The organism is Haladaptatus rarus (assembly GCF_054177585.1).
On sequence record NZ_JBPEHG010000013.1, the window covers coordinates 69515 to 82738 of the forward strand.

At 62.5% G+C, this 13224-nt stretch carries 15 protein-coding genes; 8 read left to right on the forward strand and 7 right to left on the reverse strand.

Annotated features, from left to right (window positions below):
• Positions 1-29: 29 nt before the first annotated feature.
• The 3 genes from ACR3FE_RS21340 to ACR3FE_RS21350 all read left to right on the forward strand — a co-directional run bounded on the left by ACR3FE_RS21340 (position 30) and on the right by ACR3FE_RS21350 (position 3106).
• On the forward strand, positions 30-989 hold the full coding sequence (locus tag ACR3FE_RS21340) for a diacylglycerol/lipid kinase family protein (RefSeq protein ID WP_458209663.1): 960 nt from the start codon (positions 30-32) through the stop codon (positions 987-989).
• Positions 990-1061: 72 nt separating this feature from the next.
• Positions 1062-2075: an N-acetyltransferase DgcN family protein gene (locus ACR3FE_RS21345; protein WP_458209664.1), complete on the forward strand. Its 1014-nt coding sequence runs from the start codon at positions 1062-1064 to the stop codon at positions 2073-2075.
• Positions 2072-3106 carry a dipeptide epimerase gene (locus ACR3FE_RS21350; RefSeq protein WP_458209665.1) on the forward strand — a complete coding sequence of 345 codons (1035 nt, stop codon included), beginning with the start codon at positions 2072-2074 and terminating at the stop codon, positions 3104-3106. Before ACR3FE_RS21345 ends, ACR3FE_RS21350 begins: the two co-directional genes overlap by 4 nt.
• Before the next feature lie 26 nt (positions 3107-3132).
• On the opposite strand, the gene ACR3FE_RS21355 is transcribed toward ACR3FE_RS21350, so the two are convergent.
• Positions 3133-3897 carry a M14 family metallopeptidase gene (locus ACR3FE_RS21355; protein ID WP_458209666.1) on the reverse strand — a complete coding sequence of 255 codons (765 nt, stop codon included), beginning with the start codon at positions 3895-3897 and terminating at the stop codon, positions 3133-3135.
• A gap of 176 nt (positions 3898-4073) precedes the next feature.
• On the opposite strand from ACR3FE_RS21355, the gene ACR3FE_RS21360 reads away from it, so the two are divergent.
• Positions 4074-4760, forward strand: a complete 687-nt coding sequence (locus ACR3FE_RS21360) for a S24/S26 family peptidase (protein ID WP_458209667.1) — start codon at positions 4074-4076, stop codon at positions 4758-4760.
• A 39-nt stretch (positions 4761-4799) separates the two neighbouring features.
• Here ACR3FE_RS21360 and cofC read toward each other — a convergent pair whose 3' ends face one another.
• The 4 genes from cofC to ACR3FE_RS21380 all read right to left on the reverse strand — a co-directional run bounded on the left by cofC (position 4800) and on the right by ACR3FE_RS21380 (position 8530).
• The gene (gene cofC / locus ACR3FE_RS21365; RefSeq protein WP_458209669.1) at positions 4800-5411 is read right to left on the reverse strand and encodes a 2-phospho-L-lactate guanylyltransferase; all 612 of its coding nucleotides are present in this window, start codon (positions 5409-5411) and stop codon (positions 4800-4802) included.
• A 70-nt stretch (positions 5412-5481) separates the two neighbouring features.
• On the reverse strand, positions 5482-6279 hold the full coding sequence (locus tag ACR3FE_RS21370; protein WP_458209671.1) for a hypothetical protein: 798 nt from the start codon (positions 6277-6279) through the stop codon (positions 5482-5484).
• Positions 6257-7432, reverse strand: coding sequence for a tubulin/FtsZ family protein (locus ACR3FE_RS21375; protein WP_458209672.1), 1176 nt, complete (start codon positions 7430-7432; stop codon positions 6257-6259). The genes ACR3FE_RS21370 and ACR3FE_RS21375 overlap by 23 nt, the downstream gene beginning before the upstream one ends.
• Positions 7433-7633: 201 nt before the next feature.
• Positions 7634-8530, reverse strand: a complete 897-nt coding sequence (locus ACR3FE_RS21380) for a complex I NDUFA9 subunit family protein (protein WP_458209673.1) — start codon at positions 8528-8530, stop codon at positions 7634-7636.
• Between the two features lie 84 nt (positions 8531-8614).
• On the opposite strand from ACR3FE_RS21380, the gene tmk reads away from it, so the two are divergent.
• Positions 8615-9229: a dTMP kinase gene (gene tmk / locus ACR3FE_RS21385; protein WP_458209674.1), complete on the forward strand. Its 615-nt coding sequence runs from the start codon at positions 8615-8617 to the stop codon at positions 9227-9229.
• Positions 9230-9646: 417 nt separating this feature from the next.
• Here the strand turns inward: tmk and ACR3FE_RS27805 are convergent, their stop codons facing one another.
• Both ACR3FE_RS27805 and ACR3FE_RS21395 read right to left on the reverse strand, forming a co-directional pair.
• Positions 9647-10147 carry a DUF7991 family protein gene (locus ACR3FE_RS27805; RefSeq protein WP_472850190.1) on the reverse strand — a complete coding sequence of 167 codons (501 nt, stop codon included), beginning with the start codon at positions 10145-10147 and terminating at the stop codon, positions 9647-9649.
• A 203-nt stretch (positions 10148-10350) separates the two neighbouring features.
• On the reverse strand, positions 10351-10947 hold the full coding sequence (locus ACR3FE_RS21395; RefSeq protein ID WP_458209677.1) for an NUDIX hydrolase: 597 nt from the start codon (positions 10945-10947) through the stop codon (positions 10351-10353).
• 142 nt (positions 10948-11089) lie between these two features.
• Between ACR3FE_RS21395 and ACR3FE_RS21400 the strand changes: the two genes are divergently transcribed.
• The 3 genes from ACR3FE_RS21400 to ACR3FE_RS21410 all read left to right on the forward strand — a co-directional run bounded on the left by ACR3FE_RS21400 (position 11090) and on the right by ACR3FE_RS21410 (position 13195).
• The gene (locus ACR3FE_RS21400; protein WP_458209679.1) at positions 11090-11608 is read left to right on the forward strand and encodes a DUF8056 family protein; all 519 of its coding nucleotides are present in this window, start codon (positions 11090-11092) and stop codon (positions 11606-11608) included.
• Positions 11609-11723: 115 nt separating this feature from the next.
• Entirely contained in the window at positions 11724-12188 is a 465-nt protein-coding gene (locus ACR3FE_RS21405; protein WP_458209680.1) for a DUF5812 family protein, read from the forward strand.
• Positions 12189-12460: 272 nt separating this feature from the next.
• Positions 12461-13195, forward strand: a complete 735-nt coding sequence (locus ACR3FE_RS21410; RefSeq protein ID WP_458209681.1) for a nucleoside phosphorylase — start codon at positions 12461-12463, stop codon at positions 13193-13195.
• Positions 13196-13224 lie beyond the last annotated feature (29 nt).

Sequence of the window (13224 nt, forward strand, 5' to 3'; positions counted from 1 at the left end):
CTTTGGTTTTTCCGCCGAAAAAAACCGGCATGGATGCCGACGAGGCCGGAGTTTCTGGCGACCTCGCGGCGACGGACGACATCGAATACGAGCGTGTCGTCGTGTTGAACCCCGTCAGCGGGAACGGAGACCACGCCCAACGGGTTCGTACGCTCGCCGCCGAACACGATTTTACGGTCCTCGAATCACGCGAAGAGGGTCACGCCATCGACCTCGCTCGACACGCCGCCGAGAGCGGAGTTTCGACGGTGGCCGCGGCGGGTGGCGACGGGACGATAAACGAAGTCGTCCGCGGACTCGTCGATGCGGACGCACTGGACGCCGTGACGTTCGGTGTCGTCCCGACCGGGACGGGCAACAACTTCGCCGGGAACGTCGGTGTGACGGGTATCGAACAGGCCTTCGAGGTGCTCGAAAACGGCGAACGACGGCGAATCGACCTCGGGACGACGAACGAGCAGGTGTTCATCAACTCCTGTGTCGGTGGGCTGACCGCGGACGCGAGCAGCGAAACTGACTCCGAACAGAAAGAACGCCTCGGTGTGTTCGCCTACGTCGTGAACACGCTCCGCCTGATGGCGGATTTCGAGGGACTTCCGCTCTCGATCGAGGCTTCGACGGAGGGCGAAGTGTCTTGGTCTGGCGAGGCCATCTTCATCCTCGTCGGAAACGGGCGGCGATTTCCGGCGGAAGGACGCACGCAGGCGAACATGGAAGACGGCCTCCTCGACGTGACCATCATCGAGCAGATGCCCGCCACGAACCTCGTCGGCGAGGCCGCGGTTCGACGGTTGTTCGGGACGGAGACCGAGAACGTGACCAGTCTGCAGACGCCGACGCTCGACGTCGAGGTGGAGCGTGACGACCCCGTACAGTTCAGCCTCGACGGCGAGATGGCCGGGTGGGAAGAACAGACGCTCGGCGTCTGGCCGCGTGCGCTGGAACTCTGTGTCGGTTCCGACTACGAACCACGTCCGGCCGACGAGTGATTGTTCACGCGCGAGACAGCTCCCGTTACCGCGAAAGACGGTTTTAAGCCACCGTGCCACCACCGCACACGCATGCAGGTGGCTATACTCGCCCACGAGAAGTTCCCCGACCGCGCGAAGACGGCAGTCGGCATCCTGCGCTACGCCGACTACGACGTGGTCTCGGTTCTCGACCGCGACAGGGCCGGTGAGCGCGTCAACGACTCGCTGCCGGACGTCCAAGACGCTCCTATCGTCGCCGGGATGGACGACGTGCCGGACGTAGACGCACTCGTCGTCGGTATCGCACCCATCGGCGGCGGCTTCGACGAATCGTGGCGCTCGGACGTTCGAACCGCGCTCGAACGCGGCCACGACGTGATATCAGGGCTTCACTACTTCCTCGAAGACGACGAGGAGTTCGCCCGACTCGCCGCGGAAAACGACTGCGACATCTGGGACGTTCGCAAGCCACACGACGACCTCACCGTCAGCCAGGGCGTAGCGAAGGACGTCGATGCCGAGGTCGTGCTCACGGTCGGCACCGACTGCTCGGTCGGGAAGATGACTGCGACACTCGAACTGGTGGAGGCGGCCCACGACCGGGGTGTGGACGCCGGATTCATTCCGACCGGCCAGACGGGGATCATGATCGACGGGTGGGGCAACCCTATCGACCGCGTGGTGAGCGACTTCACCGCCGGGGCGGTCGAGGAGATGATCCTGGAGCGTGGTGACGACTACGACTACCTCTTCGTCGAGGGGCAGGGAAGCATCGTCCATCCCGCCTACTCCGCCGTGACATGTGGCATCCTCCACGGGTCGATGGCCGACAAACTCGTCCTCTGTCACGTCGTCGGGAAGGAGGTCATCCACGGCTACGAGTCGTTCGAACTGCCGTCGATTCCGGAGTACGTCTCGCTCTACGAAGACCTCGCCCGACCGGTTCACGAGACCGAGATCGTCGCTGGAGCCATCAATACCTCGGAGATCGGTGACGACGACGCGGCCCACGAAGCAGTTCAGTCGTACGAATCGTCGCTCGGTGCGCCTGCGACCGACCCCGTGCGCTTCGACGCCGACGACGTACTGGAGGCGATACTATGAGCCTCTCGACGGAGTTCGAACGAGTCTCGCTGCCGCTCGAGCACGCATTCACCATCTCGCGGGGCACCCAGACCACCGCCGAGAACGTCGTCGTCAGGATCGAAGACGACGCGGGGAACGTCGGCATCGGTGGGGCCGCTCCTTCTTCGCACTACGGGGAGACGGCGGCGACGGTCGAAGCGGTCATGCCCAACCTCCTCGACGTGGTCGAATCGGTCGACGACCCGCACGCACTCGACCGAATCGAGCGCGAGATGCGTGAGGCGGTGAACCGAAATCCTGCCGCCCGCTGTGCCGTGAGTATCGCGCTCCACGACCTCGTGGCGAAGCGCGCCGACCTGCCACTCTATCGCTACTGGGGTCACGACCCCGCAGACAGCGTCGAAACGTCGTTCACCATCGGTATCGATACGACCGAGACGATGCGCGAGAAGACCGCCGAGGCGGTCGAAGCCGGATACGGCACGTTGAAAGTGAAGGTCGGCACCGACCGCGACGAAGAGATCGTCGGAACCGTGCGCGATGCGGCCCCCGATGCGACGATCCGCGTGGACGCCAACGAGGCGTGGAGTCCCCGCGAGGCGGTTCGGAAGATCGACGTGCTCGAAGGGTACGGCGTAGAGTTCGTCGAACAACCAGTTCCCGCCGAGAATCCCGAAGGGATGCGATTCGTCCGGGAGCGGGCCGCCCTCCCTATCGCTGCCGACGAATCCTGCGTCACGCTCGAAGACGTGCCACAGATCGCCGGACGGGCCGACATCGCCAACCTGAAACTGATGAAATGTGGTGGTCTCCGCGAAGCGATGCGGATGGTTCACACGGCGAAGGCACACGGATTGGAGGTCATGCTCGGCTGTATGATCGAGAGCAACGCTAGCATCGCCGCCGCCTGCCACATCGCGCCCCTGCTCGACTACGCCGACCTCGACGGGTCGCTGTTGCTCGCCGAAGACGAGTACGAGGGCGTTCCGATGCCGGACGGACGTATCGACCTCGAAACCGGGCGACCGGGTACAGGTGCACGTCGGTGATCGGTTTTAGACCTTTCCGACCACGCTCAAAGCTTCCCAACCCTCTCCGCTCGAAAGCCGATCATGTCGCCGTATCCCTCGGTGGACATCAACACCGGGTAGAACGGACGGTCGGCGCGTAACTCCTCACCGTCCTTTCGAGCGAACACCGTCTCTTCATCGACGCGGACGAAGTTTTCGCCGACGAACTTGTAGCCCTCGCCCTGCACCGAGTCGAAAATGCGATACAGCTCCGGGGTTCCTTCCTCTCGGAACGTATCGAGTGCCCCCGTCGCACCGAGGACGTTCCGCAGGACGCGTTCCGCGTTTCGCGCTGCTCGGTCGGTTCCGTGCAGGCCGCACTCGACCGCGACGCCATCCACGTGGTCGATGAGACCGCCAGCGACGTAGCTGATGTCCACCACGCGCCCGACCCCGGTCGCCCGCGCCAGTTCTTTCGTCCGGTCGTTCAGTTGCGACACGAGCGCGAACGGCTCGGGGTGAGAGTGCGTCGAGTGGAGATCGACGACGCCGCAGCCGCGCAGCTCCGGGAGGAGTTCCGCCGCGAGTCTGGATTCGTGCGTCGTTCCGTCGGGGTCTCCCGGAAACGCACGATTCAGATCTTCGTCGATGAAGCGTTTGTTCGCCGCGACTGCTTCCTCGTTGGCGATGATGAATCGAACGGGGCGCTCGAACGAGGGATCCTCGGCCAGCACGCGCTCGATAGCCGTCTTCCCACAGACTTCGTCGCCGTGGATACAGGCGACGACCGCGAGTTCCGGCGTCCCATCGCCGACGGTCTGGACGTGCATCGATGGTCGGACAACGGGAGCATCCGACTTGATACTGTGCCCTCTGACAGACTCGTGTCAGGTGGTGTCCGTCACGACAGAAACGTCGAACTCACGAAGCAACCATCCACCACACTCGGCGCCAATTTCACGAATCCGAACATTCAAACAAGCCGAATACCCAACTGAAGACACGAATGTCTCCGCCGACCGATGGCAGTCCCAGAGAATGGCTCCACTGGCTCAGAACCACCGACGACGAACCCGTCGCCCTCCTCCGCGATCTTCTGAGCACAGCGATGTGGGCGGTCGGTATCGGTCTCCTCCTCTTTGCCGTCAGCGGTGTCTGGCCGCCGATGGTCGCCGTCGAAAGCGGGAGCATGGAACCCCAGATGGAGCGCGGTGACCTCATCCTCGTGATGGACGAAGACCGGCTCGCGGGCGACGGCTCCCACGCCGACACGGGCGTCGTCACCTACCGCGCCGGGGAGCAGTCGGGATATCGCGAGTTCAACAACCCCGGCGACGTGATAATCTTCCAGCCGGACGGAAACAGCCGAGAGACGCCGATCATCCACCGCGCCATGTTCTGGGTCGAGGCGGGTGAAGACTGGTACGACGAAGCGAATCCCGACTATCTCGATGGCGCAGGAAGCTGCCGTGAACTCCCGAACTGTCCCGCCCCGAACGCCGGATTCGTCACGAAGGGCGACAACAACGGTGCCTACGACCAGGCGGATAGCTTCCAGCCAAACAGTAGCCCCGTCAAACCCTCGTGGATCGTCGGCAAGGCGAAACTCCGAATCCCGTGGCTCGGGTGGGTTCGGCTCTCGTTCGCCACGACGACACCAGTTCCGACGATGACCGCATCGATTCCGGCGTAGACACCACAGCAAAGAGACTGCGTTACCGACTCACATCGACTACTGTTCTCGACTCGCTTCTACTCGCCCGTCGGTCACCGTCAGAGAGAACCCTGTGTCTCGAAGCCAATCACGAGCCGTGCCGTCGCTGTGTACGAGTACTTCCGCGAGATCTGCGGTCTCGTCTACGTCCGTCGCCAATCGGTGCGAATCGACCTCCGCGACCGAGGCGCCCACACCCCGTGCGATGCGAAGGTGGTCGAGATACGACGTTCCGTGGTAATCGACCCGAAACTCGGGGTGGCGCGCGACGAGGGCGTTCGTCCCACCGCTCCGACCGGGTGCGATGACGACGTCGCCCGCAGCAGAAAAGAGTCGTTCCAATACGGATGGTGTCACCAGTGCGAGGTCGGCCATCACGATCGCAGTAGTTCCCTCCTCGGCCAGCACGGCGTTCACGGCGGGGGTCAGCGGTCGGGAATCGACCAGCTGAGGTGCGTCCACGTCGATCCGACGAGTGGTGAGAAGTGTGGGTTCCCGACCGGTCGCGCGAATCGCCGCGAGCACGTCTTCGAGCATCGCACGCGCGAACTCGCGGCGCTCGTCGCGCGCGAGCACGTCGGCGAGTCGGGTCTTCGGTTCGCCTGCCGCGAACGGAACCACCACCTGCATGAGCGGTGCTACTCGGGAGGTGGGTTAATGGGTTGCGAAAATCGAGTCGGTACGATATCGAATCGTCGAGTCAGCGCAGTCGGTAGTTGTTCTGCTGTTGGGAACGGTACCAGTAGGCTGCGCCACCGATGACGATCAGTGCGAGGAGGGCTGTGCCACCGTACATGAGCAACTTGCTCGTCTGAGCCGACTTCTCGGCCTGCTTCGTGGCCGAGTTGGCGTTCTCTTTCGCCTTGTCCGCGAGGTTACCCGCGAGTTCGAAGTTCTCGCCGTTGTAGGCGGTGATGGCATCGTCGAGCGTGCCTTCCGCATCTGACGTATCGGCACCCTTCGGTGCGCTATCGATGGATTGCTGTGCGGCGACGATGGTTGCACGAGCATCCTTGCTCTCGTCGGTGTGGTGGTTCGCCGTCCACGTTTCGATCACGTCGCTGTTGCCGCCCTCACGGGACTGGCTCAGTTCGGCGACCGTGAACGCCTGCTGGTTCTCGTAGCTGAAGTTCTCGACCTCGGGGACCTTTCCGGTCACCTCGACCGACACCTTGCTCGCGTCACTGTCGAGGCTGAGCGAGTGGTTGAACGATTGGCCGTCGTAGGACTGCTTGTCCTTCTGGTTCCCCGCCTGGTCGTACGTCGTGACGGTCCACGTCACGTCGGTCAGTTGGGTTGCACCGTCGAGCATCCACTGTTCGTACTCTCCGTAGAGGTCGGTCAGCGTGACGGTCGCCGTCACCTTCTCCCCCACCGTCGCGTCGTTCGGAACGCCCTGCTGGTCAGTCGAGACCGCCGCTGCGGGCACGACTGCCGAGAGGGCGAGCGCGAGGACGAGGAAGAGTGCTGTCAGGTTAGAACAGCGGATCGAGCTCATCCTCTTCATCCTCGACCAGACTTTCGAGGTTCGTCTCGCTCTCCTGGCGAATCTCCTCGATGTTGTCCTGTGCCTCGATAGCGACCTGCTGGAGTTCCTTGATCCGCGGAACGTTCGTCACGCCCGACAGCAAGACGACGCTTGCGACGTGCGGTTCGTTGACCGGGTAGTCGCCACCGCGAACTTCCATGCTTCCCGTCTGCTCTTCGAGCCACTTGCGACCACGCTCGATACCTTTCCGGTTGAGGTGCCCCGATGGGCCACTCAAGACGAGCAGGGCGCGCTCGGTGCCCTGGATCTCACAGGGGAGCGTCAGCCGACCGAGCGCCGCCTTCCGGACGAGGCTCGGGAAACGGTTCGTCGTGTGGGCAGTGTCTTCGTTGTGACCGCTACCGTTCCCGGTGAACCGGGAGAGGAGGCCGCCAGCGTCACGCATCTCGACCTCTTCTGCGGCGTATCCGATGGTCGAGACGCCACCGCCAGCGAGCGTGTTGATGATCTCGCTGGAGTCGACGACGCTCTCTGCGACGTCGTCGCTCCCATCGACTTCACCTGCGCCGAAGAGGATACCGAATCGCGTGACGATCTCCTCGTTGATCTCGGAGTAGCCACTCTCGACAATCTCACCCGACTGGCGCCACGAATCGTTGTCGAACACCATCATGTTGTCCACTTCGCGGACGAACGTCTGGAACGAGCGTGCCGCGTTCAGCGTGTAGATTCCACCTTCGTCGCTTCCGGGGAGGATACCCAACCCGTAGACGGGTTCGGTGTAGATGCGTTTCAGGTGTTTCGCCACGACTGGCGCGCCACCGCTTCCCGAACCGCCGCCCATTCCGGCGATTATGAGGAAGGCATCCACTTCGTGGACAGGGATGTTGTCGATCGCACCCTGCACTTCGTCGATATCCTCTTCGGCGATCTCCGCGCCGAGTTCGTTGTCTGCACCCACGCCGTGTCCTTTGACGCGGGACTGTCCGATGAGCACACGGTTTTCTTCCGGGACGTGCTTCAGGCCCATGAGGTCAGCGCGAGCGGTGTTGACCGCAACTGCGGCACGAACGATGCCGCTATGTGTTCGCTGGTCGTATTCCAGGAACTTGTCAACGATCTTCCCGCCTGCCTGACCGAATCCGATCATCGCGATTTTCATTTTTCGATACCGTTCTCCGTTGGGAGAACACCAATATGAATAAGAATATAAACTTTGTGGTACGGGCTGTTTCAGACGATAGACAGCCCCCACTGAAAACCGCAGTACTGCGACGTATTACACCCCTTTTTGTGCTCGATCAGGCAGCTTTCATACACCCCCTCTTTAAGTCTATATATATCCACACTTGCGTTCTTTCTGTCAATACCCCTCGTCGCATTCAACCCCGAGATACTCACTGAGCGTCGTCAATTCTTTCGGTTCGACGCCGAATTCAGTCACGTCGCTGTCATGCGTCGTGTTATTAAACTTCAATGAACGGTACTGGTCGGCACCCATCGGGAAGCCCGGAATCGACCCCGCGACTTTCAGCCCCGCACCGGCGACCGACATCGGGATGGGGACGACGGTGACCGGCTGGCCCGCTGCACCGCGAGCGAGTTTCGCCACCTCCGCGAGGGTGAGGATCTCGGGGCCGCCGATGTCGTACACCTCGCCGTCGTGAGCCTCGTCCAGTCCGTCGGCGACCATCGGGACGAAGTCACCGACCCAGATGGGCTGGAAACGGGTCTTTCCCCCGCCGGGAAGCGGGGCGAGATACGGCGGCGTGAGCTTCGTCGTGAACGAGACGAACTCGCCACCCTCTCCGAAGACGACTGACGGGCGGAAGATCGTCCATCCCAGGTCGGAACGCTTCACGAGTTCTTCCGCCTGTCCTTTCGCCCGGATGAACTCGGTCGGTCCGGTCGGATCTGCGCCGAGACCACTCATCTGGACGATCTTCTCGACGCCGTGCTCCTCTGCGGCCTGCACGACGTTCTGCGTCCCGCCGAGGTGGACGCTCATGTGGTTCAGGCCGCGCGGCGGCCTGAACAGCGGGGAGAGCGAGACGAGGTTGACCACCGCGTCCTGCCCCTCGAACGCCCCTTCGATGGAGGGGAGCGCGGTCACGTCACCCATCGCTCGCTCGACGCCCTCGGGCAAGTCGGACTCGTCCGGATTTCGAGCGAGAACCGTCACCTCGTGGCCTCGCTCGTGGAGTTCACGGACGAGGTTTCGACCGATGAACCCGGTTCCGCCGGTCACGAGAACTCTCATAGTGTAGATATGTGTTTCAAAGTAGGTAAATCTACTTGCTGTGAAAACCCGGAAGGTTTTACCACCCACCCCGAACGTCCGGGTATGCTGATAACGCTGGAGGGACTGGACGGGAGCGGAAAGACGACCGTCTGGGAAGTGCTTCACGAGGAGTATCCCGACGCGGTGTTCACCCGCGAACCGACCGACACGTGGTACGGCGAGGCCGTCGACCGCTCGATCGAGGACGACGACGCAGACCCCATCGCCGAGCTGTTCCTCTACACCGCCGACCACGCCGCCCACCTCGCAAACACCGTCCGGCCCGCGCTGGACGACGGCAAGCTCGTCATCTCCGACCGCTACTCCGACTCGCGCTACGCCTATCAGGCAGTCGCGCTGGACGGCCACGTTACACGACCCATGGAGTACATCGTCGGCGTCCACAAACCGTGGACGCGACCGCCGGACTGCACCATCTACCTCGACGTCGACCCCGAAACCGGCGCGGCGCGAAGCGGCGCGACGAACAAGTTCGAACAGGCCGGATTCCTCGCACGAGTCCAGTCGAACTACGAGCGCATGATGGACGCCGAACCGGGCCGATTCGTCCGCGTGGACGCCACGCAATCGCCCGAACAGGTCATCGAGAGCGTCGTCTCGATCATCGAGCGTGTGACCAGCGACGCGGATGAGGAACAGTCTCGTACCGACACGTGACAGACGAGTAGACCGGCGACGCGAACGAGCAGTTTTCACGGTCGGGGTCGTAGTTCGACCATGGCAGAGGAGGACGACGACTCGGGACTCGGATTCACACTCCCTCCGATGCATCTTCCGCCCCTCACGCTCCCCGACCGGATTCGTCTCATCGTCCCCGTGTTCGACCGACCGGAGCGTCCGGGTCGGAAAGAGCGTTCGAGCCGACTCCGCGTGAGCGTACGCAGCGTTCTCGTCGCGTTGCTCGTCCTCGACGTGTTCGATGCAGTGCTCGCCCTCGGTGAACCGTCAGCACCGTGGCTTCGGGTTGTCGTCGGTGCGATCGTCGTGGGGTGGGTCGTCGGACCGGTAGGGGTCGCCTACCTCTGGGAAGCGGTCGCGGTCGTGGCAGGAGTCGGGTGGCTGGCGGTCGTCCCCTCAGCGACTCTGCTGTTTTTCGCGCGATTTGTCCGGGAGATCGATCTCCTCGGGCGGCGGCATCCAGAACAGGTCGATGGACACGCCGAGGGTGAACGGGAGCACCCACACGAGGATGAGCGCGGTACCCCTGTCTCGGACGCCACTGCCGCCGAAGCCGACCACGCCGCTCAACACGAGCGTCGTGGCGATGTAGACGAGCGGGACGAGTAGCATAGTGTACACCACCGCACCCCACCGCGTCGCGAGTCGCAGCCGGAAGAAACGAATGACGACCGCCGTGATGACGGTGTTGACGAGGATGATGACCAGAAAGCCGAGTGTCGTGGCGGCCGAGACCATAGCTGGGACTATGGTGTCATCGTTCTTTTGCGTACCGGATGACGACGAAGCGAGGTTGGCGACGAATTCGGCGACGAGAGGGCTGGTATCGTCACCATACGTCATGTACTGATTTGTACTATTTTGTACCGAAATGTACTGATTTAGTTTTCCTGCCATCGCAGCTTAGTTACGAGAACACCGAGTGATCGAGACGTTCGATGGCGGCGTGACGCTAGCCACTGCTTGAACCAAGTCACGCCTTCATCGGTCTACAGCGGTTGCATCATCGATCCTTGGTAGATCTGACTTTGCGCTACCACCAAGAATCACATCGGCTCAGAAGATCGCGACATCGAACTGGTAGAGAAGATTTACTCGTGCTACTCGAAGTCGCGCCGCATGGCGATCTCGAACCACGGGCAGAGTCGCAGTTGGCGGTACCACCTGGGATTCTCGTACAGGCGCTCGTAGGGCACCCACATCAGGCCCGCGACCTCCTCTTCGTCCGGGTCGAGCGTGGTGTCGTGCAGGGTGAGTTTCAGCACGGCACAGACCTCGTGTTCGACGCCTTCACGGGCGTAGTAGCGTTTGTACTCGAATCGGTCTGTCACGCGCAGGTCGTCGTACTGGTCGGGCGAGACGCCGAGTTCGTCGTCGAGTCGCTGGCGGGTCGCCTCCTCCTGCGACTGGCCGGGGTCGGGGTGGGATGCGACGGTGCCATCCCAGTAGGTATCCCAGAGGCGCTTGGTCGGCGCGCGCTGCGCGAGGAGGATGTTGTCGTCCTCGTCGAAGACAAGTGACGTGAACGCTCGGTGGCGAGTGCCGTCGCCCATGTGCGCGTCGAGACGGTTGACGATGTCGACTTCGTTGTCGTCGGCGTCCACGGCGACGACGGACTGTCGAGCATTCTTGTGGACTTCCCCGGAGTCGTCGGACAGGGAGTCACCGGACGAATCGGTGGCGTTGTCAGTGCTCATACTGATACAGAGAACCAACCATTTCAAACGTTCTTCGAAAATCGTCTGTGAACCGAGACCGAGAAGCGAGCCGAAAATTCGAGTCGAAGAAGCGAGCCGTGAGTCGCGTCATTTACCTTCGCGCGAGTTCGACGTTCGGACGATGACCGACGCCGCCACCGCAGGGGAGGACGACTACTCCGGACTGTTCGGAGCGTTTCGCTACAGTTTCCGCGCTTCCGACTCGGTGATCTTCCGACTGTACGTCTTCGTCAGTTTCCTCCTCGGCGTCGTGCTCGGGGGCATCCTCCTGCTGGCGCTGATCAGCTGGTTCGTCCGGACGCTCGGCCAGTCGGCGCTGGTGACCACCTCGAACGCGCTCCTCGGCGTCGTCGCTATCTTCGTCCTCGGGCCACTGTTCGCCCCCGTGCTGTTCGTCGCGCGCCGCCACCGACGCGGCGAGGCCACCATCTCCGCCTACGACAGCCTCCTCGCGCTCGCCGGATTCGTCTTCGTCGTCTCGCTGTACGCCGGACTCATCATCTCCGTCCCGCCGGAGTTCCAGTCCGTAAATGCGGGCGCGGTCGGTAACTACCTCTACTCGCTCCCGCAGATGTACGGTCTCGTTCCGCCGCTCCTCGCCGCGCTCCTCATCTACGTCATCCATCGTCTCGCTCGGTGACGAAATCCGAGGAGCGAGCGACACGGGAAGAACGCAAGCGAGTGAGAGCCGCACTCGGAAGGACCCAATCCGGAAGAACGCAATCGGGAAAAGGCGTGCATCCCTATCCCCGTTCATGACCGAGAAGACGAGTACGTTCCTCGTCACCCACGCCGAGGAGGAGTCTGCGGTGCTGAAAGACGTTCACGGCGGACAGGTGCATACCCTCTCGACCAATCCCGGCGTCGAAACCCACGACGCCATCGACGCCACGGTCGCCGCCGAACCCCCCATGGAGGTGACGTGGGAGGTCGTGGACATCGACGAGCAACGACCACTCGCCGTCGAGAAGAGCGAGGAACCACCGACGGTTCAAGAACGTGAAATCGCAGATGAGCAGGAGGTCGGCGACCTCGACCGAACCGAACGCGCCGGAATCGGCGAGATTCACGTCCTCTCCGTCCCGCCGGAGGAGACCGAAGATGCCGTAAACGACGTGCTGGACGACGAAGGAACCCTCTCGCGCGCGGCCCGACTCGGGGTGAACCGCGTGGAAGTCCGATTCGAGGATGGCGTCGTGAGCGTTCGCTACTTACCTTGACCACCGATCGACTGCCACCGAAAATAGAACCGAGGTGACGGTCACGTGTGGCCTGTGACGCCGAGGATCGCGCCACAGTGTGGGCAATCCCAGACGTTTCTCGCACTCAGGAATCCGCCAGCAGAAGCATCACCTTTTCACCAGTTTATCGACGTCTTCGCTGCACTCAGGGCAGTGGGACATATTCTGTCGTCCTCCTCTGATGACAAAACCGTTCGGGAGCACGCTCGAACCCGGACGCTTTTTCCCGTATTCCCGAGAAACACCCGACCATGGCAATGCAACCGCACCTGCTCGTAGACGAGGGTGACCTGAACGACATCGCGCTGATTCCGGGCGATCCGGGGCGCGTCGACCGGATCGCGGCACAGTGTGACTCGTCGGAAGTCGTCTCCGAGAACCGCGAGTACAAGGTCGTCAACGCCGAGTACGAGGGCGTTCCCCTGACGATCTGCTCGACGGGAATCGGCTGTCCCTCCGCGACCATCGCCATCGAGGAGATGGAAGCGGTGGGCGTCGAGACGGTCATCCGGGTCGGAACGACCGGCGCACTGCAAGCGAACATCGAGATCGGTGACATGGTCGTCGCCACGGGCGCGGCGAAAGACGAGGGAACGACCAGACGCTACGAGAAGGACACCTACCCGGCAGTGCCGGACTACGACGTGCTCTCGGCACTGGTCGATTCCGCGGAATCGAACGACGAAGATGTCCACATCGGCCCGATTGCAAGCGACGACGCCTTCTACGCCGAAACCGACGAGTACGTCGAGGATTGGGAAGCAGCGAACATCCTCTCGGTCGAGATGGAGGCCGCCGCCGTCTTCTCCATCGCCCGACGGAAAGGGATGCGCTCGGGTGCCATCTGCACCGTGGACGGGAATCTCGTCAAGGGCACCCAGAAGGGTACCGACACCGAGGACGACGAACTCCCCGAGAAGGCGAAGAACAACGTCGAGCGCGCGATCCGCATCTCGCTCGATGCGGTCGTCGCACTCTCCCGGTAACAGAACGCATTTATTCTGGAATCACGCAG

Coding starts and splice junctions, on each gene's coding strand:
- ACR3FE_RS21340 (WP_458209663.1), top strand. CDS start 30: ATGGATGCCGACGAGGCCGGAGTTTCTGGCGACCTCGCGGCGACGGAC.
- ACR3FE_RS21345 (WP_458209664.1), top strand. CDS start 1,062: ATGCAGGTGGCTATACTCGCCCACGAGAAGTTCCCCGACCGCGCGAAG.
- ACR3FE_RS21350 (WP_458209665.1), top strand. CDS start 2,072: ATGAGCCTCTCGACGGAGTTCGAACGAGTCTCGCTGCCGCTCGAGCAC.
- ACR3FE_RS21355 (WP_458209666.1), bottom strand. CDS start 3,897: ATGCACGTCCAGACCGTCGGCGATGGGACGCCGGAACTCGCGGTCGTC.
- ACR3FE_RS21360 (WP_458209667.1), top strand. CDS start 4,074: ATGTCTCCGCCGACCGATGGCAGTCCCAGAGAATGGCTCCACTGGCTC.
- cofC (WP_458209669.1), bottom strand. CDS start 5,411: ATGCAGGTGGTGGTTCCGTTCGCGGCAGGCGAACCGAAGACCCGACTC.
- ACR3FE_RS21370 (WP_458209671.1), bottom strand. CDS start 6,279: ATGAGCTCGATCCGCTGTTCTAACCTGACAGCACTCTTCCTCGTCCTC.
- ACR3FE_RS21375 (WP_458209672.1), bottom strand. CDS start 7,432: ATGAAAATCGCGATGATCGGATTCGGTCAGGCAGGCGGGAAGATCGTT.
- ACR3FE_RS21380 (WP_458209673.1), bottom strand. CDS start 8,530: ATGAGAGTTCTCGTGACCGGCGGAACCGGGTTCATCGGTCGAAACCTC.
- tmk (WP_458209674.1), top strand. CDS start 8,615: ATGCTGATAACGCTGGAGGGACTGGACGGGAGCGGAAAGACGACCGTC.
- ACR3FE_RS27805 (WP_472850190.1), bottom strand. CDS start 10,147: ATGGCAGGAAAACTAAATCAGTACATTTCGGTACAAAATAGTACAAAT.
- ACR3FE_RS21395 (WP_458209677.1), bottom strand. CDS start 10,947: ATGAGCACTGACAACGCCACCGATTCGTCCGGTGACTCCCTGTCCGAC.
- ACR3FE_RS21400 (WP_458209679.1), top strand. CDS start 11,090: ATGACCGACGCCGCCACCGCAGGGGAGGACGACTACTCCGGACTGTTC.
- ACR3FE_RS21405 (WP_458209680.1), top strand. CDS start 11,724: ATGACCGAGAAGACGAGTACGTTCCTCGTCACCCACGCCGAGGAGGAG.
- ACR3FE_RS21410 (WP_458209681.1), top strand. CDS start 12,461: ATGGCAATGCAACCGCACCTGCTCGTAGACGAGGGTGACCTGAACGAC.